Here is a 21,637-nt window from a genome sequence, read left to right as displayed (position 1 = left end):
ATTTCCCGACTCAGGCGCCGAGGGAGATGGTCAGCGCAGCGGCGATCCAGCAGGACAGCGCGACGCCGAGCGCGAAGCCGCGGCAGGCGATAGGCCGGCGCTCCGCGAGGGCGAAGAGCGGCTCGCGGACCCGGGCGCCGAGCGCGAAGCCGAAGGGGAAAAGCACCGCCGAGAACGCCGCCCAGACGAGCCCCTCCTGCACCATGAACGCCGCGAACCCGCCCGCGCGGTCGAACGACATGAGGTAGGCGCAAGGCGCGACCGCGAGCCCGACGAAGTAGAAGGGAACGGCGGAGGCGAGCCCCGCCCCGGCGCCGGCCCCGGCGCGCGCGATCGCGCTCTTCCCGATCCCGCGCATCGCGACGGCGGCGACGCCCGCGAGGAGCGCCGCCTCGAGCAGCACCGCGATGCACGAGTTCGCCTTGCACAGCACGGACGCGCCCAAGAGCGGGACGACCATCTGCTTGACGAGCACCGCGACCACCGGGACGCCGAGAATCGCGAGCGGCCTGCGCCCGTACCCGAGCAGGATCCCCATGGCGAGCATGCCGAACCCGGTCAGGATGCCGGCCCGGAACGGAACGTCCGCGGCCTTGACGACGTCGTTGAGCACGACCTCAGCGACGCCCCACAGGGAGCCGAGCACGAGCACGGCGATGGCGATCCGTCTCCATTTCGAGGCACCGATCTCCTTGATCGATTCCTTATTGGTCATCGTGTTCCTCCTTGGATTGCTGATTCCCGCGGCTCGAGACACAGGCCGTGAGCGTTTCGCCTCTGATGAGACGCCGGCCCCTCATAGATGGTGCTGCACTGGCAACCACGACAGGTCGCCCCGTGCCGCTGCGGGTACGGCTCTCCGCACACACGACAGACGGCGATGGGGCCTTTGCTCTGCTTCCTGCGAAGCTCGGCGGGAAGCCTCACGGCCCGAACGCCGTAAGGGCGCCTCCCCGCATCGAAGATCTGGTCGACGAGCGCCGGCGTGTCCTGTTCGGCCTTGGGCTTGAGCTTCATGAGCCAGCATCTCATCTCCGTCCACGGCTCGAGCCGCGAAGGCTCGACGAACACCCGGAAGCCGTCCCCCGAGCGCTTGTCGTAGAGACAGATCGCGAAGCGTCCGGTGTCGACGATCTTGAGCCAACCGTTCCCGGCCGTGCACGGCGTCAGCATCTGGATCGCGTCGGGCAGGCACGCGGGGCTCTCCGCGATGGCGTCGAACAGGATGCCCGGGGGCAGGCGGCTCAGCGCCAGATCGACCATGAAGCCGCCCGCGATCAGGCCCGGCGCCGGGTAGCCGTGAAACCGCCTCGCCATCTCCAGGAACTGTTCGCGCGTGTGACCGCAAATAGTCTGCATCAGCCGATTCTCTCGATCCTCACCGCGCATGCCTTGTACTCGGCGGTCTTCGTCTCGGGATCGAACGCGTTGTTCGTGAGCCAGTTCGCGTTCCCCTCGCGGAAGTGGAACGACGCCCAGACCAGTCCCCGCGGGATGCGGTCGCTGACGCGGGCGCGTATGTTCACCTGGCCGCGCCTCGTCCTCAGAATGATCATGTCCCCGTCCGCGACGCCGTGCTCTCGCGCGTCGGCCGGCGAGATGTCCGCGAGCTCCTCGGGCAGCAGCTGGTTCATGCCCGCGCGGCCGGTCTGCGTGCGCGTGTGGTAGTGGTACAGCCGGCGCCCGGTCGAGAGCACCAGCGGGTATTCGTCGTCCGGCACCTCGGCGGGCGGGGTCCAGCTCACCGCCTTGAAGAGCCCCTTGCCGCGCGTGAACTTGCCGTCGCGGTGGAGGAACGCCGTGCCGGGGTGCTCGACGTTGGGGCACGGCCACTGCAAGCCGTCTTTCTGGATGCGGTCGTACTTGATCCCGCCGAACGCCGGCGCGAGCATCGTCATCTCGTCGTCCCAGATCTCCCGGCCGCTGTTCGACTTCCACTCCTGGCCGAACCGCTTCGCGAGCTCCTTGAAGATCCACCAGCTCGGCTTGGCCTCCCCCGGCGGGTTCTTCCACTTCCTGACCATGCTCACGCGGCGCTCGCTGCTCGAGAATACGCCCTCGTCCTCGCCCCAGGCCGCGGCCGGGAGCACGACGTGCGCGAACCTCGTCGTCTCGTTCAGGAAGATGTCCTGGACGACGATGAACTCGGCGGCGGCCAGGCTCTTCTCGACGTGCGTGATGTTCGGCTCGGTGTTCGCGAGGTTCTCCCCGTAGATGTAGAAGCCGCGGATCCTCTTGCTCGCGAGCCCGTCCATCATGTCCGGCATCATCATGCCGACCTTATCCGGCAGCCCCGTGACGCCCCACAGCTTCTCGAACTTCTCCCGGTTCGCGGGGACCGTGACCGGCTGGTAGCCCGGGAACACGTTCGGCAGCGCGCCCACGTCGCACGCGCCCTGCACGTTGTTCTGCCCGCGCATCGGGTTCACGCCGCCGCACTCCTTGCCGACGTTCCCGAGGAGCATCTGCAGGTTCGCGACCGACATGACGTTGTTCTTGCCGCAGGTGTGCTCGGTGATCCCGAGCGTGTAGCAGGCCATGCCCGGCCGGATCTCGGCCATGGTGCGGGCGATGTGTTGGATCAGCTCGACCTCGACGCCGCTCAAGCGCGCGGCCTCCTCGAGAGGCGTCTCGAGCACCTTCGCCTTCAGGGAATCGAAGTCCTCGCAGCATTCGGTGACGTAGCTTTTGTCGTATAAATCCTCCTCGATGAGGACGCGCATGAGGCCGCCGAGGAACGCGATGTCCGAGCCGACCTTGATCTGCGCGAAGATCTGGGCGTGATCCGCGAGCGCGTGCCGGCGCGGGTCCACGACGATCAAGGTCGCGCCCTTCGCGACCGCCTGCTTGACGTAGTAGGAGGCGACCGGGTGCGCCTCGGTCATGTTCGTCCCGATGCAGAAGAGCAGCTTCGCCCGCGCGTATTCGTTGAACGAGTTGGTCATCGCGCCCGAGCCGAAGGAGGTCGCCAGACCGGCGACGGTGGGGGCGTGTCACGTTCGTGCGCAGTGATCTATGTTGTTGGTCTTGAGCGTCGCCCGGAACAGCTTCTGCATGGAATAGCAGTCCTCGTTCGTGCTCCGCGCGCAGGCGACGCCGCCGAGCGCGTCCGAACCCGACTCGGCGATGATCTGCTTGAACCTGGCGGCGACGAGATCGAGCGCCTCGTCCCAGGTCGCCTTTCGCAGCTCGCCGTTCTCCCGGATGAGCGGCGTCGTGAGACGATCTTCGGAGTACATGAAGTCGTAGCCGAACCGCCCCTTGACGCACAGGAATCCGCGGTTGGGATTGCCGTCCTCGGTGCCGGTCACTCGGACGACCCGCTCGCCCTTGACGTGGACGTCCAGCTGGCAGCCGACCCCGCAGTACGGGCACGTCGTGCGCACGACGCGGGTCTCCCATCGCCGGGCCATTCCGAGCGCCTTCTTCTCCGTGAGCGCGCCGACCGGGCACATCTGCACGCACTCGCCGCACTGCACGCAGGTCGAGGCGCCCATCGGCGCGTCCTCGTCGAAGATGATCTCCGCGCGGCAACCGCGGTAGCCGAAATCCAGAACGCCGTTGACGACGCCGTTCTGGCAGCCGCGGATGCACCTGCCGCACTGGATGCACTTGTTGCGGTCCACCTGGATGAACGCCGAGCTCTGGTCGAGCCTCGGCGCGGGTGCCGGGAGGCTGATCGACGGCCGCTCGACGCCGAGATGGTACGCGGCGTTCTGGAGCTCGCAGAACCCGTTCTTCTCGCAGGCGAGGCAGTCGTGGGTGCCGGTGGAGAGGAGGAGATCGACGACCAGCCTCTGCGCCTCGCGGGCGATCGGAGTGTTCGTGCGAACCGTCATGCCGTCCTTGGCCGCGACCGAGCACGACGTCTGGAGGCCCCGGACGCCATCGATCTCCACCAGGCAGGCGCGGCACTTGCCCGCGACGCCCACCTTGTCGTGGTAGCAGAGCGACGGGATGTAGATGCCGTTGGCGCGGGCGGCTTGAAGTATCGTTTGACCTTCCTGGGCGCTGATCCGTCGTCCGTCAATGAGGATTTCCATGCGATTCTCCTGTGTCATGAGTGGCAAGCTCCAGCGCGCGAGGCGACGAGCGGATTATACGGATGGTAATCGCTATGTCCAGAAATACATAACGCTGGGCGCCATCCGTTTTCACCCGCGCAACGGTCGACTTTCCGCATGGGGTTTGCCCGGGCCCGGTGCGGTGGTAGAAGCAAGGTTGCCGGTCGAGGCGAACGCACCGTGGCGACACGCCACGGCGTCGGACAAGGAGGACGCATGGAGGACCGCAAGCTGGCAGAGCTCGTCGACATCGCGATCCAGCGCGAGATCGAGGCGCACGATTTCTACGTGGGGCTCCACGACAAGGTGCAGGACGCCGCCGCCAAGGACGCGCTCGACTCCCTGGCCAAGGAGGAGAAGAGGCACCGGACGTTCCTGGAGGAGTACAAGGCGGGCAAGCTCGGCGCGGACGCCCTCCGACTCACGCAGGTGATCGACTACAAGATCGCCGAGCACCTCGAGAGGCCGGACCCGGCGAAGAACCTGGAGAGCAAGGACGTCTACCTCGTGGCCGCCCACCGGGAGCAGAGCTCCTGGGCGTTCTACTCGGGGCTCGCCGCCGTGCACCCGGACGGTCCGGCGAAGGAGATGCTGCTGCGCATGGCCACCGAGGAGAAGCGGCACAAGGAGAAGGTCGAGTACCTCTACTCGAACACCGCGTTCCCGCAGACCGCGGGCGGCTGAGCGCTGGAAGCTAGGAGAGGATCCTGTCGGCGCGCGTGAAGGCGGTCGCGCGATCCTCGCGGACGAACGCGCACAGGGTGATCCCGCAACGCGTGGCGGCCTCGATCGCGAGCGAGGTCGGGGCGGAGACCGCGCCGACGAGCTCGATCCCGGCGCGCGCGCACTTCGTGATCATCTCCAGGCTGACCCGGCCGGAGAGCGCGACGCCGCGACCCGCGGTCGAGCCCCCGGCGAGCAGGATCTTCCCGATCGCCTTGTCGAGCGCGTTGTGGCGGCCCACGTCCTCGGCGAAGGAGACGGGCTCCCCGCGTGCATCGAAGATCATCGCCGCGTGCGTGCCGCCGCAACCCTTGTAGGCGACCTGTCGGTCGACCATGGCGCGGTTCGCGGCGCGCAGGACCCGGGCCCCGACGCGGAGCGAGTCGCCGACCCGGGGGAGGGCGCCCAGCGTCTCGTCGAGGTTCTCGCTCCCGCAGACGCCGCAGGAGGAGACGACGAGGCGACCGCCCTTTCCCGAGGCCCGCGCCGAGGCTCGAGGGGCGAGCGTCACGCGCAGGACGTCGGGCGCGTCCGGGCACTCGGCCAGCGCGTCGATCTCGTCGAGCGACGAGATGATCCCCTCGCAGAAGAGGAACCCGACCGCGAGCGGCCGGGCGTCGAGCGGCGTGCACATGATCGTGTACGCGCCGATCCCGCTCACGTCGATGGTGACGATCCCCTCCACGGCGACGCCGCACCGCTCCTCGCGCGGCGGTTCGGGCACGCCCGCGGTCGACAGCCGCGTCACCGTGACCGTATCTATGGGTGCTCGGCTCATGTCGGCGTCACCCCGTCTGCCCGAGCAGCGCCTTGAGCTGCTCGAGATCTTCGGGCGTGTTGATGTTCGGCAGCGCGCCGAACCCGAGCGGCGCGAGCTCGACGAACGCGAAGTCGTGCCCATCATACAGCTTGCGCACCTGGCGCTCTCCGCGATCGAGCAGGCGCTCGATCGTGGGGAGCAGCCGGCGACGGTACGCGCCGAAGAGCGGCTCGATGTAGCCGTCGGCGTTGACAGGGATCGCCCCGTCACGCGTCGCGGCGGCCCGGAGCAGGTGCCCGACGAGAATCATGGGCGGCCGCGGGATGTCGCACGCGGTCACGAAGTTGAGATCGTTCCTCGCGCGAGCGAGGCAGCCGGCGAGCCCCATGAGCGGGCCCACGCCGGGCCGAGCGTCCACGACGATCTCCGCGTCGAGGTACGCCCACCGTTCCGGTTCGTCGACCCCGACGAGGAGCTGATCGAAGTGCGGCCGAAGCGCCGCGCAGAGGTGCTCCAGGAGCGGCACGCCCCCAAAGGAGAGCGATCGCTTGTCGAACCCCAACCTGGTGCTCGAGCCGCCGGCGAGGACGATCGCCCCCGCCGGCTCGGTCCGCTCGTTCGAGAGGCTGGGCACGACGGTTCACGCCTCTTTGGGCATCTCCCTGCAGAAGACGTAGTAGTAGACGAAGCCGATGAACACCATGCCGCCGACGATGTTGCCCAGCGTCACGGGCGCGAGGTTCCAGACGGCGAACTGGGCCCACGTGACGTTCGCGCCCATGAAGATGCCCGCCGGGATGAAGTACATGTTCGCCACGCTGTGCTCGAAGCCGGAGGCGACGAAGGCCATGATCGGGAACCAGATGCCGAAGAACTTGCCGATCATGCTCTTGGACGAGAACGCCAGCAGGATGGCGACGTTGACGAGCAGGTTGCACGCGATCCCCTTCATGAACGCCGACCACCAGCCGGCCGCGCCCTCGGCGATGTACGGCAGCACCTTGCTCTCCGCGATCGCCTTCGCGTTCTCGCCGGCCGGCGTGAGGATGGCCCCGCCGCCCTTGCACAGCGGGCCCACGGACATCAGGTACGCCCAGAAGATCGAGCCGACGAAGTTCCCGACGTAGACGAACACCCACACGAGGAGGATGCGCATCCAGGTCGTCCGCTTGTTCAGCACCGCGACCGGCATGAGCATGCAGTCGCCCGTGAACAGCTCCATGCCCGTCAGGACGATCGCGATGAGGCCGACCGGGAAGACCGAGCCGGCGATCAGCGACTTGAGGCCCGGGGTCGCGATCCCGGTCCCGCACACCGTCGCGAGCGCCGCGCCGACGGCGATGAAGAGGCCCGCCATGAACGATCTCACCAGGAGGTTCGGGATCGCGAGCTTGGCCTTGTACGCACCCGCGGTGCAGCATGTCTGGACGATTTCAAACGGCTTGTTCGACATCTTTTTGTTCTCCTTCCTGTGTCCTTCTATGAGGAGGTCCTTCTGAGAGATCGAGCGCTCGCCCGTCAGCCGACGAGGGCTTCGAACTCGCCTCGGAACTTCTTGACCATCGCCTGGATCGGCATCGCGAACGCCTCGCCGGTGGGGCACAGAGTCGTGCCGCGAATCGTCTGGCACAAGCGGAGGACGGTGTCAATGTCCTCTCTGGAGCCGTGGCCGGCGGCGAGCCGGGTCAGCAGCGCGCGGACGGCGTTCGAGCCGTTGCGGCAAGGCGTGCACTGCCCGCACGACTCGTGCGCGTAGAACTCGATGGCGCGCAGGGCGACCTTCGGGATGCTCGTCGTGTCGTTCATCACGATGACCCCGCCCGAGCCCAGCATGGTGCCGGCCTTCTGGCACGAGTCGTAGTCCATGCGGAGCCCCTTGGCCTCCTCCGCGGTCAGGATCGGGACCGAGAGGCCGCCGACGATCACCGCCTTGAGCTTGCCGTCGACGCCGCCCGCGGCCTCGAGCAGCGTCTCGAGCGGCGTGCCGAGCGGGTACTCGTAGGTCCCGGGCCTCTTCACGTGGCCGGAGATGCCGAAGATCCTCGGGCCGAAGTTGTTCGGCGTCCCGATCTCCTTGAAGGCCGCGGCGCCGTGCTCGATGACGTACGGCACGAGCGCGAGCGACTCGACGTTGTTGACGACGGTCGGGCAGCCGTAGACGCCCACGGCGGCGGGGAAGGGCGGCTTCAGGCGCGGCTGCCCGCGCTTGCCCTCGAGCGACTCGATGAGCGCCGTCTCCTCGCCGCAGACGTAGGCGCCCGCTCCACGGTGCACGACGATGTCGAACGCGAACTCGGAGCCGAGGACGCTCGCGCCGAGGAGCTTCCCGCGCCGGGCCTGCTCGATGGCGGCGTCCAGGATGTCGGCGATCCAGTCGAACTCGCCGCGGATGTAGATGAACCCGAGCGCCGAGCCGATCGCGAGGCCGGCGATCGCCATCCCCTCGATGAGGAGGTGCGGATCGAACTCCATGATCTGCCGATCCTTGTACGTGCCGGGCTCGCCCTCGTCCGCGTTGCAGATCAGGTAGACCGGCTTGCCGGTGTCCTTCGGGACGAAGCTCCACTTCGTGCCCATCGGGAAGCCGGCGCCGCCGCGCCCGCGGACGGCCGCGTCCTTCACCTCCTGGGCGACCGCGGCCCGCCCCATCTCCAGCGCCTTCGCGAGCGCCTTGTAGCCGCCGTCCGCCTGGTAGGCGGCGATGTCGCGGTGCTTCGTCGAGCCGCGGTGCTTGAGGAGGAGGTTGCACTCGGTCCCGAACGCGGCCGTGTCGTCCCAGTCCGGCATCACGCCCTTGCGCAGGCTGTCGATGAGCGCGCCGACGCGGTCCGGCGTCACCTTCGTGTAGTAGCGGTCGTTGACCTGGATCACCGGGCAGCTGCCGCACGCGCCGAGATCCTGCACGCGCGACAGCGTGAAGAGGCCGTCCCCGGTCGTCTCGCCCGGGGCGATCCCGAGCAGCTTCGAGAGCGCCGCCACGGTCTCGTCCGCGCCCGCGAGCATCGCCGGGACGTTGACGTCGACCTGCAGGTGGTAGCGCCCGACCGGCTGCCGGTTGTACATCGTGTAGTAGCTCTGCACGCCGAACGCGACCGAGCGCGGGATCTGGATCGCGTCGGCAATCTCCGCCAGCTGCTCCTTGGAGACCCACCCGCCCGACGCGCGCTGGACCAGGTGCAGCGCGGGCATGAGGGCCGATCGGCGGCTCGGATATCTCGCGGCCATCTGCTCGATGGAGAGCTTGAGTTCAGTGGTCAACATCGCGTTTGCCTCCGTTCGTCGATCACGCTCTGGCGGCCGGTCGGATGCGGGCCGCACAAACCTTGTACTCGGGGATCCTGGACACCGGGTCGAGGGCGTCGTTCGTGAGGACGTTGGCCGCCGCCTCGGCGAAGTGGAACGGCACGAAGATCGAGGACGGCGCGACGCGGTCGGTGACGAGCACCCGGGTCGTGATCTCGCCGCGGCGGGTCGACACGCGGACCTCGTCGCCCGTCGCGAGGCCGTGCTTCGCGGCGTCGGACGGGTGGATCTCGACGTGCCCGGTCTTCACGATGAAGTCGAGGATGGCGGAGCGCCGGGTCATGCTCCCGGTGTGGAAGTGCTCTAGGAGCCGCCCCGTCGAGAGCGTCATGTTCCATTCCGCGTCCGGCTCCTCCGCGGGCGGCTTGTACGCGAGCGGCGTCAGCACCCCCTTGCCGCGCGAGAACTTGTCGCGGTGCAGGAACTTGGTGCCCGGGTGCCCCTCGTTCGGGCACGGCCACTGGATGCCGACCTCGCGGATCCTGTCGAAGGTGATGCCCGCGTACGACGGCGTGAGCGCGCGGATCTCCTCGAACAGCGCCTCGGGGCTGCGCGGGAACTCGTGTCCGAACCGCGCGGCGAGATCCGCGACGATCTCGTAGTCCTGGCGCGCGTCGCCCGTGGGCCGGATCGCCTGGTTCGAGAGCTGCACGCGCCGCTCCGTGTTGGAGATGGTGCCGGTCTTCTCGGCGAAGGTGACGCCCGGGAGCACCACGTCGGCGCGCTTGGCGGTCTCCGTGAGGAAGATGTCCTGAACGACGAGCAGATCGAGCTTCGCGAGGCTCTCCTCCACGTGGTGCAGGTTGGGATCGGACATGAGCGGGTTCTCCCCGAGCACGTAGAGCGCGCGGATCTTGTCGCCGCAGGCGCCGATCATGTCCGTCAGGGTCAGGCCGGGCTTCGCGGAGAGCTCGGGCGCCTTCCATCGCTCGGAGAACTTCTTGCGCGCGTTCTCGTCGGTCACCGGCTGGTAGCCGGTGAAGACGTTCGGCAGCCCGCCCATGTCGCAGGCGCCCTGCACGTTGCTCTGGCCGCGCAGCGGGTTCACGCCGCCGCCCAGGAACCCGATGTTGCCCGTGAGAAGCTGGAGGTTGACGCACGCCTTGACGTTGTCGACGCCGTGGCTGTGCTGCGTGATGCCCATGCAGTAGTACAGCGCGCCGCGGCCTCCCGTCGCGAAGAGCCGCGCGGTCTTCTCGAGGAGGTCCCGCGGGACGCCCGTGATCTCCTCGACCTTCTCGGGCGTGAAGGGCTCGAGCGACTTCTTGTACTCGTCGAACCCCTCGCAGCGCTCGGCGACGTATTCCTTGGCCTCCAGCCCGTCGCGGAGGATGATGTGCTGGAGCCCCTGGAGCAAGGCGACGTCGGTCCCGTTGCGCTGCTGGAGCCAGAGGTCGGAGAACTTGACGAGATCGATCCGCCTCGGGTCGCAGACGATCAGCTTCGCGCCGTTCTGCTTCACCGCGCGCTTGATGAGCGCGCCGAACACCGGGTGGTTGTCGGTCGTGTTGGATCCAATCAGGAAGATCACCTTCGCGTCGAGGACCTCCTCGAGGCTGTTCGTCATGGCGCCCGAGCCGAGGGTTGCGGCCAGACCGGCCACGGTTGAGCTGTGTCACAATCGTGCGCAGTGGTCGATGTTGTTGGTGCCGACGACCGCCCTCGCGAAGCGCATGAGCGCGTAGTTCTCCTCGTTCGTGACCTTCGCGGACGTGAAGAAGCCGATCGCGTCCGCGCCGTGGGCGGCCTTGACCTTCCCAAGCCGCTCCGCGACGGTCGCGAGCGCCTCGTCCCAGGTCGTGGGTTGCAGCTCGCCGTTCTTGCGGACGAGCGGAGTGCGGAGCCGGTCGGGGGCGTCGACGAAGTCGAGCCCGAAGCGGCCCTTGACGCAGAGCATCCCCTTGTTCGGCTGCTCGTTCCAGCGCTGCTCGTGCGCCATGGCGAACGCGTACTTGTTGTCCTTGACGTGAAAATCGATCTGGCAGCCGACGCCGCAGTACGGGCACGTGACCTTCGTCGCCTGCGTCTCGATCGGCCGGATCTTCCGGTCCTTGGGCTGGCGCAGGACGAGCGCGCCGACCGGGCAGATCTGCACGCACTCGCCGCACTGCACGCAGGTCGACTCGCCCATCGGCACGTCCTCGTCGCACACGACCTTGGTGTGCTTGCCCCTGTAGCCGAAGGCGAGCACCTCGTTGACGACGCCGTTCTGGCACGCGCTGACGCAGCGGCCGCACTCGATGCACTTGTCAGCCTCGCGCACGATGCCCTGGGACGACTCGTCGAGGGGTGACGGCGCGCTGTCGATGCGGATCCCGGGCCGCTCGATGCCGAGGTCGTACGCCATCTTCTGCAGCTCGCAGGCGCCGTTCGCCTGGCACGAGATGCAGTTGTGGTGGCCGTCGGCGAGGAGCAGCTCCACGACCATCCGCCTCGCCTCGAGGACGCGCGGGGTCGCGGTGCGGACGGCCATCTTGTCGCGAACGGGGAGCGCGCACGACTCCTTCAGGCCGTTTACGCCCTCGATCTCGACGAGGCACGCACGGCACCTGCCGGCCTTGCCGGTCTTCGCGTGGTAGCACAGGGCGGGGATGTTGATGCCGTTTTGGCGCGCCACGTCGAGAACGGTCTGACTTCCTTCGCACTCGAACTCGCGCCCGTCGATTGTAATACGCAAGATCGCCTCCTCGGTGGAATTCGTTTTGGCGCTTCGGCCAATGCGGTTGTCTATCTCGTGTGTGCGCGAAAAAATATGATTTTCGATAGGTCGTTTTCACTATCGAATATGCTTGCCTGACCATAGCGCTTTGTCCCGACGGCCTTCCGTAGCATACTGATATTCCTCATGTCTCGAGTCACCATCCGCCTCACCCTGGATCTGCGCGGCGTGGTCCAGGGCGTCGGTTTCCGGCCGACACTCGCGCGGATCGCGGCCGCGGACGGCCTCGCGGGGTATGTCCAGAACCGCTCCGGGACGGTGCGCCTCGTCGTCGAGGGGGCGCGCGCCGAGATCGAAAGGTTCGTCGCTCGGCTGCCCGAGCGGCTGCCCAGACAGGCGAGGCTCGACGAGCTGGTGGAGATCTCGCGCGCCGTCGTCCCGCCCGGGGAGGAGCTTCGCGGCTTCGAGATCGCCGAGAGCGCGGCGTCGGGCGCGATGCGGATCTCCATCCCGGCGGATCTCGCGATGTGCGAGGACTGCGCGCGCGAGGTGCTCGATCCCGGCACCCGCTTCTTCGGCTACCCGTTCACCACCTGCACGAGCTGCGGCCCGCGCTACACCGTGGTCGAGGGGATGCCGTACGACCGCGAGCGGACCGCGCTCAAGGCGTTCCCCCTGTGCCCGACCTGCCGCGCCGAGTACGGGGATCCGGCGAACCGGCGGTACCACGCCGAGAGCATCGCGTGCCCGATCTGCGGGCCGAGGCTCCGGCTCCTCGACGCGGACGGCGCTGTCTTGGACGCGCCCGATCCGCTGCGGGTAGCGCGCGAGGCGATCCGGGACGGGCGGATCGTCGCGGTGCGCGGGCTGGGCGGCTTCCTGCTCGCGGTGAACCCCTTCGACCGGGCGGCGCTCGGGCGGCTGCGCGACCTCAAGCGGCGGCCGCACAAGCCTTTCGCCGTGATGGCGCGGGATCTGCGCGCCGCGGCCCGCTACTGCCGCGTCCCGGAGGCCATGGCGCGCCTCCTCGAGAGCCCGATCGCGCCTATCGCGATCCTCGACGCGGATCCCGGCGCGTGCGCCTCGGCCGGGCTCCCGCTCGACCTGCTCGCGCCCGGCACGGCGACGCTGGGCGTGATGCTGCCGACATCGCCGCTCCACCTGCTGCTCGCCGAACCGCTGCCGGGCGATCCCGTCGCACGGTTCGAGCTGCTCGTGATGACGAGCGGCAACCGGCGCGGCGAGCCGATCTGCGTCACGAACGCCGAGGCGGTCGAGCGCCTCTCGGGGATCGCGGATCTCTACCTGTGCCACGACCGGGAGATCGCGCTGCGCAACGACGACTCCCTGTGCGCCGAGATCTCGGGCGAGCCGAGGGTGCTCCGCAGGGCGCGCGGCTACGCGCCGACGCCGATTCGGCTCGAGGCGCCGCTCGCGCGGACCGTCCTCGCCATGGGCGCCGAGCTGAAGAACGCGATCGCGCTCGGCTTCGCGGACGAGGTCGTCCTCTCGCCGCACGTCGGCGATCTCGAGACGCCCGAGGCGCTCGACGGGCTCCTCGAGGTCGTGCGCGTCTTCCCGGCGTACTTCGCCCGCGAGCCCGAGGTCGTCGCGGTCGATCTCCACCCGGACATGCGCGCGACCCGCGTCGGGATCGAGCTCGCCGCGCGGCTCGGCGCGCCGGTCGTCGCGGTGCAGCACCACCACGCGCACGCGGCGGCGTGCATGGCCGAGCACGGCGTGAAGGAGGCGCTGGCGCTCGTCTTCGACGGCACCGGCCTCGGGACCGACGGCGCGATCTGGGGCGGGGAGCTGCTGCACGTCACGCCGGCGGGGTTCACGCGCAAGGGGACGTTCGCGGGAGTGCCGCTCCCGGGCGGCGATGCGGCGGTGCGCCGGCCCGCGCGGCAGGCGATCGCCCGCCTCATCGCTTGCGGCGCGCGGCTCGACGGATCGCTCCTCGAGCGGCTCGGCGTCTCCGGAGTGGAGCTCGAGGCCCTGCGGTACCAGTGCCGGACGGGCTCCGGCGCGCCTTCCACCCACGCCGTCGGCCGCGCCTTCGACGCGTTCGCCGCGCTCGTCGGAGTCGCCCCGGCGGCCGTCACCTACGAGGGACAGGCCGCGGTATGGCTCGAGGCCGCGGCGCGCGATTTCGAGAGCGGCGGCGGCGCCGCGCCCGAGCTCCCGTTCGACTTCCTCGTCGACCCTGAAACGGCGATAATCGACCTCGGGCCATTGTTCGCGGAGGTCGCCGAGTTGGCGCTGCCGAGGGCGCGTGCGGGCGAGCTCGCCGCGGGGTTCCACAGGGCGATCACCGGGGCGGCGGTCGCGCTCGCGAGGCGCGGCGCGGCGGAGACCGGGGTTTCGACCGTCGCGCTCTCGGGCGGGGTGATGCTGAACCGGATCGTGGTCGACAGGATCGTGGCGGGGTTGCGCCGCGAGGGGTATATGACACTCCTGCACCGCGCGGTGCCGCCGGGAGACGGCGGGATCGCGCTCGGGCAGGCGGTTGTTGCCGGGGGGGGCTTCGGATGTGCGTAGCGGTTCCGATGCGGATCGTCTCGATTTCGGACGGCGGCTCAGCCGTCGCCGAGGTCGACGGGACGCGCTACCAGGTCGATTTGGGTCTCGTCGAGGAAGTGATCGAGGGCGACTACGTCATCGTTCACGCCGGCTACGCCATCGAGAAGCTGGATCAGGCGGAGGCGGACGCGCGGCTCGCCCTGTTCGCCGAGATGGCGCGGTTCGAGCGCGACGAGCCGGGGGGCGGCCTGGCATGAAGTACCTGGACGGATACCGCGATCCGGACGCCGCGCGCTACATCGCGAAGCGGATTCGGGATGCGGCGGAGAGGCTCGCGCGGGTCGGGCGAACGGTGCGCCTGATGGAGATCTGCGGCACCCACACGATGGCGATCGCCCGGCACGGCATCCGCGACGTCCTGCCGGAGAACGTGGTTCTCTGCAGCGGCCCGGGCTGCCCGGTCTGCGTGACGGACGCAGGGTACGTCGACGCGGCGATCGAGCTCGCGGGGCGCGGGGTCACGATCGCCTCCTTCGGTGACATGCTGCGGGTCCCCGGCACCGAGCGCAGCCTCTCCGAGGCCCGCGCCGAGGGCGCCCGCGTCGTGGTGTGCTACTCCCCCGCCGAGGCGTTGGCGCTCGCCCGGAGAGACGGCGCGGCCGAGGTCGTGTTCCTCGCGGTCGGCTTCGAGACGACCGTCGCGCCGCTCGCCGCGCTCCTCGGGACGGCCCGCGCGGGAGGGGCGTCGCGGTTTTCGATGCTCACGGCGTTCAAGACCGTGCCCCCCGCGCTCGTCGCGCTGGCCGAGGACCCGGAGGTCGCCGTCGACGCGTTCCTGTGCCCGGCGCACGTGAGCGCGGTGATCGGCGCCCGGGCGTACGCCCCATTCGCGGAGCGCTACGGGATCCCGTGCACCATCGCGGGCTTCGAGCCGCTCGACATCCTCCTCGGGATCCAGGACCTGCTCGAGCAGCTCGCGGACGGCGAGGCGCGGGTCGTGAACCAGTACCGGCGCGTGGTGAAGGACGAGGGGAACGCGAAGGCGCGGCGGGCCATCGCCGAGGCGCTCGAGCCGGCAGACGCCGTGTGGCGCGGGATAGGCGTGATCCCCGGGAGCGGCCTCGCGATCCGGGAGGAGCTCGCGGCGTTCGACGCGGCGCGCGTGTACGGCGTGACGACCGCGGGCCGAGGGCCCGATCCCGGATGCCAGTGCGGCGACGTCCTCAAGGGGAAGATCCTCCCGGACGGCTGCGCGATGTTCGGCGGCGCGTGCACGCCCGACCACCCGGTGGGGCCGTGCATGGTGAGCGGCGAGGGGAGCTGCGCCGCATATTACAAGTACTCGAGGTGATCGTGGCGAACGGAGGCAGAATTCAGCTCGGGCACGGCGGCGGCGGGCGCCTGTCCCGCGATCTCGTCGAGGGGCACATCGCCCCGCGCTTCGGCGACGGGCCGCTCCGGGGCCTGCCGGACGCGGCGCGGCTCGCGATCGGCGGCGCCTCGCTCGTGTTCACCACGGACAGCTTCGTCGTCTCGCCGAAGCGGTTTCCCGGCGGGGACATCGGCGATCTCGCCGTCTACGGAACGGTGAACGACATCGCGGTGGGCGGCGGCCGCCCCCTCTGGCTCTCGCTCGCGCTGATCTGCGAGGAGGGGCTGCCGTTCGAGGAGCTCGACGGGGTGCTCGACTCGGTCGCCCGCGCGGCGGCTCGCTGCGGCGTCGGGATCGCGACCGGTGACACGAAGGTGGTCGCGCGAGGGCAGTGCGACGGGCTCTACGTCAACACGGCGGGGATCGGCGAGGCGCTGCCCGGGTTCGAGCTCGGGGCCGACCGGCTCGCGGCGGGCGACGCGGTCATCGCGAGCGGCGATCTCGGCGATCACGGGATGGCCGTGATGGCGGCGCGCGCCGGCATGGACGTGGGCGGCCGGCTCGTGAGCGACACCGGGCCGGTGCACGGGCTCGTGCTCGCCGTCGCGGATCTCGCGCCGATGATCCGCTTCATGCGTGATCCGACGCGCGGCGGGGCCGCGTCGACGCTCAACGAGATGCTCGGCGGGCGAGCGGACGTCGGCATCCTGCTTCGCGAGCGCGAAATGCCGTTCTCGGACGGCGCGCGCGCCGTGGCGGAGGTGCTCGGCGTGGATCTCCTCCACGTCGCGTCCGAGGGCCGCGCGTTGATAGTCTGCGCGCCCGAGGCCAGCGCCGAGGTGCTCGAGCGCTGGAGGCGGTTGCCGGAAGGAAGCGGCGCGAGGGTGATAGGCTCGGTGACGCGCGATCGCGGCCGTGTGGTGCTCGAGACATCGATCGGCGGCCGCCGGCTCGTCGACGTGCCGCAGGGCGAGCTCCTGCCGAGGATCTGCTGATGCACGAGCTCGGCATGGCGACCGCGTTGATAGAGCAGGTCGAGGAGGTCGCCAGGCGCGAAGGCGCCGCGCGCATCGTTCGGATCGAGCTCGTCGTCGGCGACCTGAGCGGCATCGATCGCGAAGCGCTCGAGTTCGTGTTCCCGTTCGCCGCGGAGCGGACGGCGGCCGAGGGGGCGACCCTCGCCATAGAGGTCGTGCCGGGCAGGGATCTGCTCGTCGTCGCCATGGAGGTGGAGTGATGTGCCGCGATTGCGGGTGCGAGGACGGGAACGCGCGGGCGTTCTTCGACGGGAAGGGCGAGCGGGCCGATGTCGAGACCCGGGTCGACGCCGCGAAGGACGGGACGATCCGCATCCACGTGGAGATCTCCGGGCTCGGCAAGCCGGCGGCGCACGTGCACACGCATCACCACGAGGACGGAACGGAGCACGTCCACGATCACGAGCACGATCACGACCGCGGTCATTCACGCCCCGCTGCCGACGGCGCGACCCGCCGGCGCATCGAGATCGAGTCGCGCGTCTTGGCGGGGAACGATCGGGAGGCCCGGCGGAACCGCGAGTGGCTGGACGCGCGGGGCGTCGTCGCGGTGAACCTCATCTCCTCGCCCGGCACGGGAAAGACCCTCCTGCTCGAACGCACGCTGGAGGCGCTGCGCGGCGTGATCGGGTGCGCGGTCATCAACGGCGATCAGAGCACCGACAACGACGCCCGGCGGCTCGCCGGGAAGGGCGCTCCGGTCGTGCAGATCGAGACGCGCGCGGCGTGCCACCTCAGCGCGGCGCAGATCGGCGCGAGTCTCGAGCGCGTCGTGACCGACGGGGTGCGCCTGCTCGTCATCGAGAACGTCGGAAACCTCGTGTGTCCGGCGGCGTTCGATCTCGGCGAGCACCTCAAGATCGCGCTCCTGTCCGTGACGGAGGGCGAGGACAAGCCGCTCAAGTACCCCGTGCTGTTCCACGACGCGCCGGCGTGCGTGATCACGAAGATCGATCTCCTGCCGCACCTCGAGTTCGACATGGCGCGCTGCCGCGCGGCTTTGCGCGGCGTCCGGCCGGACGTCGCCCTGTTCGAGCTCAGCGCGCGGACGGGGGAGGGGATGCCGGCCTGGATCGACTACCTGAAGCGGTTGACCCATCGGCCGCACGGGGCATAGCGTGGGCTCATGCCGATCGACAACCCGACCCCGATCGAGGTGACGCCGGCGCGTCGCGGGAGAGCGCGCGCCGCGAAGAACGCGCCGGACGCCATGCGCGGGCGCGTCCTCTCGGGCCGTTACCGCATCACGCAGCGCATCGCGCGCGGCGGCATGGGGACGGTCTACCTCGCGCGGAGCACCGAGGACGGCTCCCCGGTCGCGGTGAAGGTGCTCCGGGATGATCTGCTGCTCGACCTCCAGGTCCGGGAGCGATTCATGTACGAGTCGCGTGCGGCCTCCCGCATCGTGCACCCGGCGGTCGCGCGGACATACGAGGTGGGGGAGACCGCCGAGGGCGAGCTGTTCATCGTCATGGAGTACGTGAACGGCCCGCCGCTCCGCAAGCTCATCCGGGCCGGCCGCATGTCCACGCTGCGCGTCGTGCTGATAGGCGCCGCCATCGCGGAGGGCCTCGCGGCGGCCCACGAGAAGGGCGTCATCCACCGGGATCTGAAGCCGGAGAACGTCCTCCTGCCCCGGGGCTCGCAGGTCGGGAGCGTCGTCAAGCTCGTCGACTTCGGCATCGCGCGCATCGTGGACGCGCCCAGGATCACGACGACCCAGCACGTGCTCGGCACGCCCCAGTACGTCTCCCCGGAGCAGGCGATGGGCGGCCCCATCGACAGCCGCAGCGACGTCTACGCCCTCGGCGTGATCCTGTACGAGATGATCGCCGGCCTGCTGCCGTTCGACGGCGACGATCCCCAGGCGATCCTGCGCAAGCACGTCAAGAGCCGGCCGACGCCGCTGCACGAGCTCGGCGTCGCGGTCGCGCCCGATCTCGAGCGGCTCGTCATGCGGTGCCTCGAGAAGTCGCCGCGGAGCAGGCCGGACTCCATGGAGCAGATCATCGCCGCGCTCGCCGCGCTCGACTGACTCGCCGTCAGCCCAGCACCTCGATCGCGACCGCGGTGATGTTGTCGCGGCCGCCGCGCTGGTTCGCGAGGTTCAAGAGCGTGTCGCACGCCGCCGGGAGCTCGCCCGCCAGGATCGCGCCGATCTCGCCGCGCTTGACGTAGCCGTGCAGCCCGTCCGAGCAGATGAGGAACTTGTCGCCCGGGCGCACCGAGACGACCTGCGTGTCCACCTGCACGTAGTCGTGGTTCCCGACCGCGCGCGTGATGACGTTGCGGTGCGGTGAGCGCGCCCCCTCTTCCGGTGTGAGCATCCCCTCGCGGATCTGCCAGTTGACCAAGGTGTGGTCCTCGGTGAGCTGGATGACGTCGTCGCCGCGGATGCAGTAGATGCGCGTGTCGCCGACCTGGGCGGTGATCCCGTACGCGCCGGACAGGAGGATCGCCGAGACCGTCGTGCCCATGCCCTCGCACCCCGGCTTCTGCTCGGCGAGGCCGAACACCATGTACGTGGCCGACTGGACCGCGCTCTCGAGCAGGCGGCAGATGGTCCGCGTGGACTCGCGCGTCGCCGGCGCGCTCAGGAAGTCGCGGACGACGTCGCGGCCCCGCACGATCATGTCGTGGATCGCCTGGACCGACTCCTGCGCGGCGATCTCGCCCGCCGCGTGCCCGCCCATGCCGTCCGCCACGACGTAGAGCCCGATGTCGTCGTCGCACAGGAAGGCGTCCTGGTTGGTCTTCCGCACCCGGCCGATATCGCTCTTCCCGCACGACGAGCAGCGCATCGTTGACGACCCCGGCGATCTCCTCCGACCTCTTTCGGAGGAGTTTCGAGACCATATCTCATTTTATCTTGTCGAGGGTGGGCGTCGCTCCTGATAGGAATGGGCCGATGTCGACGGCGGCGCAGCTCCCGGAGGTGGTGAAGATCCGGCGCGACGACGGGGTCGTCAAGCTCGCGCTCGGGCTGCGCGACGGCGCGGTCGTCGAGTGCGCGCTCATCCCCGGCTCGGCGCGCGACGGCGCGAGCCGCCTCACCCTCTGCGTCTCGACGCAGGTCGGGTGCCGGATGGGGTGCCGCTACTGCGCCACCGGGGCGATGGGCTTCGTGCGCGATCTCTCGCCTTTGGAGATCGCGGGGCAGGCGGCGCTCGCGGAGCGGCTGTTCCGCAGGCCGGACAACCTCGTTTTCATGGGCATGGGAGAGCCGCTCGACAACCTGGAGGCGTGGCACGAGGCCGTGCGGCGGCTCATCGACTCGCGCCGCGTGGGGGATCGCCCGCCGCTCGCCTACTCGACGCACCAGATGACCGTGAGCACGTGCGGCCACGTCGCAGGCCTCGAGCAGCTCGCGCGGCGCGGCGCGTACCGCATGGGGGTCGCGGTGTCGGTGAACGCGCCCAACGACGCGATCCGCTCGCGCCTGATGCCCGTCAACCGGCGCTGGCCGATGGCCGAGCTGCGCGCGGCGCTCCTCGCGTTCCCGCTGCGCAACCGGGTGTTCCTCGCCGAGTACGTGCTGCTGCGCGGGATCAATGACGCGCAGGAACACGCACAGGAGCTCGCCGAGTGGCTCTCGCCGTTCCGCGCGCTCGTGAACGTCATCGCCTACAACCCGGCGCCGCGGGCCGCCTCCCTGGGCCTCGAGCGGCCTCATTGGAGGGCCGCCCGGCGGTTCGCGCGCTGGCTCGTCGAGGCGGGCGCCGCGGCGAGCGTCCGGGAGTCGAAGGGGCGCAGGATCGGCGCGGCGTGCGGTCAGTTGGCTTCCGGGAAGTAGAAGGCGATCTCGCGCGCGGCGGAGGCCGGGGAGTCGGATCCGTGCACGGCGTTCTCGGTGACGTTCGCTCCGAAGAGGGCGCGGATCGTGCCCGGCGCGGCGGCGGCAGGATCCGTGGCGCCCATGATCTCGCGGCAGCGCGCGACCGCGCCTTCGCCCTCGATCGCCATGGCGACGACCGGTCCGGAGGTCATGAACGCCACGAGCCGCGCGAAGAACGGCTTGCCCGCGTGCTCCGCGTAGAACCGCTCGGCCTCGTCGCGGCGCAGAGTCGTCATCCGCAGCGCCGCGATCCGCATGTCGGCGTCCTCGAAGCGCGCGACGATCGCGCCGATCTTCCGGCGCTCGACCGCGTTGGGCTTGATCACGCACAGGGTACGCTCGGGCATGGCTCACTCCGCCTCGCGGTCGCCGGCGGACTCCTGGTCCTCGGGCTCGAGCTCCGACTCCTCTTTCGACTCCGGATCCTCCTCGCCGTCGCTCGCGGACTTCCCGCCCTTCTTGGCGGCCGGCGGCGCGGCGGGCGCGGGGGAGGGGGCGACCGCGGGCGTGGCCGGCGGCGGCTCGCCGTACTCGTCCTTCAGCTTCCGGACAAACCTGTCGATGAGCACCGCTTCCACGTAGCGCGGCTGGTTCTCGATCTGGAGGCGGGCGCGCACGAAGAGCTTGTTGCCGCGCGCCGTGAGCACCATCTCCAGCGACGCGGTGGCCTTGGTCTCGCCGTCCTTGTATTCGAAGAGCACGTAGCCCGCGTCCTTGTCTTTTTCGAGGATCTTGAACCCCGAATCGACGCGGAGGAACCGGAGCGCGCTGTGCCAGATCGCGTTCTCCCGGTACGTCAGCTCTCGATCGGTGCGCGCCGCCCCGACGGACGGGAGCGCCAAGACGGCGCCGACGACGATGGCGAGGAAGACATTTCTCATGACAATTACCTCCATGTAGGTAATTGTAATATAAAGTGGGTTTGGATCGCAAGAAAGTGGTGGGAATCCCGTTCAATTAGAAAAAAGATAGACACCGCCCGTGACAACTTGAAATCGTTGGACGAAATAATATATGGGCAACTCGCCATTTTCAATTTCCGCTGAGCTGATCGTGGAAAACACAGGAGGAAGACATGAACAGGAACTTGATGGTTTGGATGCTCGTCGCGCTCTCTCTCGCGCTCGGGACCGCCTGCAGCGATTCGGGAGGCGGCGGCGGGTCGGATTCGGACTCCGACAGCGACTCCGATAGCGATTCAGACACGGACACGGATTCCGACACCGACACGGACACCGATTCCGACACCGACACGGATTCAGACACGGACACGGATTCCGACACGGACACCGACACCGACACGGATACTGACACGGATGCGGACGGTGGTACCGACACGGACACGGACACCGACACCGACA

21 protein-coding genes are annotated in these 21,637 nt (G+C 69.4%); 10 read left to right on the top strand and 11 right to left on the bottom strand.

Going from position 1 to position 21,637, the window contains the following annotated elements:
- Positions 1–10 precede the first annotated feature (10 nt).
- From M0R80_17325 to fdhF (M0R80_17315), 3 genes are read right to left on the bottom strand one after another with little or no spacing between them, the layout of a single operon-like run.
- Positions 11–715, bottom strand: coding sequence for a hypothetical protein (locus M0R80_17325; GenBank protein MCK9461394.1), 705 nt, complete (start codon positions 713–715; stop codon positions 11–13).
- On the bottom strand, positions 712–1,359 hold the full coding sequence (locus M0R80_17320) for a formylmethanofuran dehydrogenase subunit E family protein (GenBank protein ID MCK9461393.1): 648 nt from the start codon (positions 1,357–1,359) through the stop codon (positions 712–714). Before M0R80_17320 ends, M0R80_17325 begins: the two co-directional genes overlap by 4 nt.
- Positions 1,359–4,061: a formate dehydrogenase subunit alpha gene (gene fdhF / locus M0R80_17315; protein MCK9461392.1), complete on the bottom strand. Its 2,703-nt coding sequence runs from the start codon at positions 4,059–4,061 to the stop codon at positions 1,359–1,361. Before fdhF (M0R80_17315) ends, M0R80_17320 begins: the two co-directional genes overlap by 1 nt.
- 219 nt (positions 4,062–4,280) lie before the next feature.
- Between fdhF (M0R80_17315) and M0R80_17310 the strand changes: the two genes are divergently transcribed.
- Positions 4,281–4,748 carry a ferritin family protein gene (locus M0R80_17310; GenBank protein ID MCK9461391.1) on the top strand — a complete coding sequence of 156 codons (468 nt, stop codon included), beginning with the start codon at positions 4,281–4,283 and terminating at the stop codon, positions 4,746–4,748.
- 10 nt (positions 4,749–4,758) lie between these two features.
- Here the strand turns inward: M0R80_17310 and fdhD are convergent, their stop codons facing one another.
- From fdhD to fdhF (M0R80_17285), 5 genes are all read right to left on the bottom strand, one after another.
- Positions 4,759–5,565, bottom strand: a complete 807-nt coding sequence (gene fdhD / locus M0R80_17305) for a formate dehydrogenase accessory sulfurtransferase FdhD (GenBank protein ID MCK9461390.1) — start codon at positions 5,563–5,565, stop codon at positions 4,759–4,761.
- Between the two features lie 7 nt (positions 5,566–5,572).
- Positions 5,573–6,181, bottom strand: a complete 609-nt coding sequence (locus M0R80_17300; protein MCK9461389.1) for a molybdenum cofactor guanylyltransferase — start codon at positions 6,179–6,181, stop codon at positions 5,573–5,575.
- Between the two features lie 6 nt (positions 6,182–6,187).
- Entirely contained in the window at positions 6,188–7,000 is an 813-nt protein-coding gene (locus M0R80_17295) for a formate/nitrite transporter family protein (GenBank protein MCK9461388.1), read from the bottom strand.
- Between the two features lie 65 nt (positions 7,001–7,065).
- A complete protein-coding gene (gene nuoF, locus M0R80_17290) occupies positions 7,066–8,808 on the bottom strand; it encodes an NADH-quinone oxidoreductase subunit NuoF (protein ID MCK9461387.1) in 1,743 nt (580 codons plus the stop codon).
- Between the two features lie 22 nt (positions 8,809–8,830).
- Complete coding sequence (gene fdhF / locus M0R80_17285; GenBank protein ID MCK9461386.1) at positions 8,831–11,530, bottom strand: formate dehydrogenase subunit alpha; 2,700 nt, start codon at positions 11,528–11,530, stop codon at positions 8,831–8,833.
- A gap of 165 nt (positions 11,531–11,695) precedes the next feature.
- Between fdhF (M0R80_17285) and hypF the strand changes: the two genes are divergently transcribed.
- Genes hypF through M0R80_17250 form a run of 7 tightly spaced genes read left to right on the top strand, consistent with a single transcriptional unit; the run spans position 11,696 to position 18,476 of the window.
- On the top strand, positions 11,696–14,050 hold the full coding sequence (gene hypF / locus M0R80_17280; GenBank protein ID MCK9461385.1) for a carbamoyltransferase HypF: 2,355 nt from the start codon (positions 11,696–11,698) through the stop codon (positions 14,048–14,050).
- Positions 14,041–14,289: a HypC/HybG/HupF family hydrogenase formation chaperone gene (locus M0R80_17275; protein MCK9461384.1), complete on the top strand. Its 249-nt coding sequence runs from the start codon at positions 14,041–14,043 to the stop codon at positions 14,287–14,289. Before hypF ends, M0R80_17275 begins: the two co-directional genes overlap by 10 nt.
- The gene (hypD, locus tag M0R80_17270) at positions 14,286–15,383 is read left to right on the top strand and encodes a hydrogenase formation protein HypD (GenBank protein MCK9461383.1); all 1,098 of its coding nucleotides are present in this window, start codon (positions 14,286–14,288) and stop codon (positions 15,381–15,383) included. Before M0R80_17275 ends, hypD begins: the two co-directional genes overlap by 4 nt.
- 2 nt (positions 15,384–15,385) lie before the next feature.
- Positions 15,386–16,399 carry a hydrogenase expression/formation protein HypE gene (gene hypE, locus M0R80_17265; protein ID MCK9461382.1) on the top strand — a complete coding sequence of 338 codons (1,014 nt, stop codon included), beginning with the start codon at positions 15,386–15,388 and terminating at the stop codon, positions 16,397–16,399.
- Complete coding sequence (locus tag M0R80_17260) at positions 16,399–16,641, top strand: hydrogenase maturation nickel metallochaperone HypA (protein ID MCK9461381.1); 243 nt, start codon at positions 16,399–16,401, stop codon at positions 16,639–16,641. The genes hypE and M0R80_17260 overlap by 1 nt, the downstream gene beginning before the upstream one ends.
- Entirely contained in the window at positions 16,641–17,558 is a 918-nt protein-coding gene (gene hypB / locus M0R80_17255) for a hydrogenase nickel incorporation protein HypB (GenBank protein ID MCK9461380.1), read from the top strand. Before M0R80_17260 ends, hypB begins: the two co-directional genes overlap by 1 nt.
- Before the next feature lie 9 nt (positions 17,559–17,567).
- Positions 17,568–18,476 (top strand): serine/threonine protein kinase, encoded by a 909-nt coding sequence (locus M0R80_17250; protein MCK9461379.1) that lies wholly within the window; start codon positions 17,568–17,570, stop codon positions 18,474–18,476.
- 7 nt (positions 18,477–18,483) lie between these two features.
- Here M0R80_17250 and M0R80_17245 read toward each other — a convergent pair whose 3' ends face one another.
- Positions 18,484–19,203, bottom strand: a complete 720-nt coding sequence (locus M0R80_17245) for a protein phosphatase 2C domain-containing protein (protein ID MCK9461378.1) — start codon at positions 19,201–19,203, stop codon at positions 18,484–18,486.
- 146 nt (positions 19,204–19,349) lie between these two features.
- Here M0R80_17245 and M0R80_17240 point away from each other — a divergent pair, with 146 nt between their 5' ends.
- The gene (locus M0R80_17240) at positions 19,350–20,234 is read left to right on the top strand and encodes a 23S rRNA (adenine(2503)-C(2))-methyltransferase RlmN (protein ID MCK9461377.1); all 885 of its coding nucleotides are present in this window, start codon (positions 19,350–19,352) and stop codon (positions 20,232–20,234) included.
- Here M0R80_17240 and ndk read toward each other — a convergent pair.
- Complete coding sequence (gene ndk / locus M0R80_17235; protein MCK9461376.1) at positions 20,213–20,623, bottom strand: nucleoside-diphosphate kinase; 411 nt, start codon at positions 20,621–20,623, stop codon at positions 20,213–20,215. The two genes, M0R80_17240 and ndk, sit on opposite strands and share 22 nt — an antisense overlap.
- Before the next feature lie 3 nt (positions 20,624–20,626).
- Positions 20,627–21,157 (bottom strand): hypothetical protein, encoded by a 531-nt coding sequence (locus M0R80_17230; GenBank protein MCK9461375.1) that lies wholly within the window; start codon positions 21,155–21,157, stop codon positions 20,627–20,629.
- Between the two features lie 194 nt (positions 21,158–21,351).
- Here M0R80_17230 and M0R80_17225 point away from each other — a divergent pair.
- Positions 21,352–21,637 (top strand): hypothetical protein (locus M0R80_17225; GenBank protein MCK9461374.1); only part of this gene is annotated, 286 nt, incomplete at its 3' end.

It is taken from the genome of Pseudomonadota bacterium (assembly GCA_023229365.1).
Taxonomy (GTDB): Bacteria; Myxococcota_A; Polyangia; order JAAYKL01; family JAAYKL01; genus JALNZK01.
The sequence above is the reverse complement of the archived record's forward strand: the minus strand, read 5'-3'. Positions and strand labels throughout refer to the sequence as shown.

Bases quoted from the DNA above. Each gene is read 5' to 3' on its own strand.
- M0R80_17310 (MCK9461391.1), top strand. From the start codon at position 4,281: ATGGAGGACCGCAAGCTGGCAGAGCTCGTCGACATCGCGATCCAGCGC.
- hypF (MCK9461385.1), top strand. From the start codon at position 11,696: ATGTCTCGAGTCACCATCCGCCTCACCCTGGATCTGCGCGGCGTGGTC.
- M0R80_17250 (MCK9461379.1), top strand. From the start codon at position 17,568: ATGCCGATCGACAACCCGACCCCGATCGAGGTGACGCCGGCGCGTCGC.
- M0R80_17260 (MCK9461381.1), top strand. From the start codon at position 16,399: ATGCACGAGCTCGGCATGGCGACCGCGTTGATAGAGCAGGTCGAGGAG.
- hypD (MCK9461383.1), top strand. From the start codon at position 14,286: ATGAAGTACCTGGACGGATACCGCGATCCGGACGCCGCGCGCTACATC.
- ndk (MCK9461376.1), bottom strand. From the start codon at position 20,623: ATGCCCGAGCGTACCCTGTGCGTGATCAAGCCCAACGCGGTCGAGCGC.
- M0R80_17325 (MCK9461394.1), bottom strand. From the start codon at position 715: ATGACCAATAAGGAATCGATCAAGGAGATCGGTGCCTCGAAATGGAGA.
- M0R80_17240 (MCK9461377.1), top strand. From the start codon at position 19,350: ATGTCGACGGCGGCGCAGCTCCCGGAGGTGGTGAAGATCCGGCGCGAC.
- M0R80_17295 (MCK9461388.1), bottom strand. From the start codon at position 7,000: ATGTCGAACAAGCCGTTTGAAATCGTCCAGACATGCTGCACCGCGGGT.
- nuoF (MCK9461387.1), bottom strand. From the start codon at position 8,808: ATGTTGACCACTGAACTCAAGCTCTCCATCGAGCAGATGGCCGCGAGA.
- M0R80_17230 (MCK9461375.1), bottom strand. From the start codon at position 21,157: ATGAGAAATGTCTTCCTCGCCATCGTCGTCGGCGCCGTCTTGGCGCTC.
- hypB (MCK9461380.1), top strand. From the start codon at position 16,641: ATGTGCCGCGATTGCGGGTGCGAGGACGGGAACGCGCGGGCGTTCTTC.
- M0R80_17275 (MCK9461384.1), top strand. From the start codon at position 14,041: ATGTGCGTAGCGGTTCCGATGCGGATCGTCTCGATTTCGGACGGCGGC.
- M0R80_17320 (MCK9461393.1), bottom strand. From the start codon at position 1,359: ATGCAGACTATTTGCGGTCACACGCGCGAACAGTTCCTGGAGATGGCG.
- fdhD (MCK9461390.1), bottom strand. From the start codon at position 5,565: ATGAGCCGAGCACCCATAGATACGGTCACGGTGACGCGGCTGTCGACC.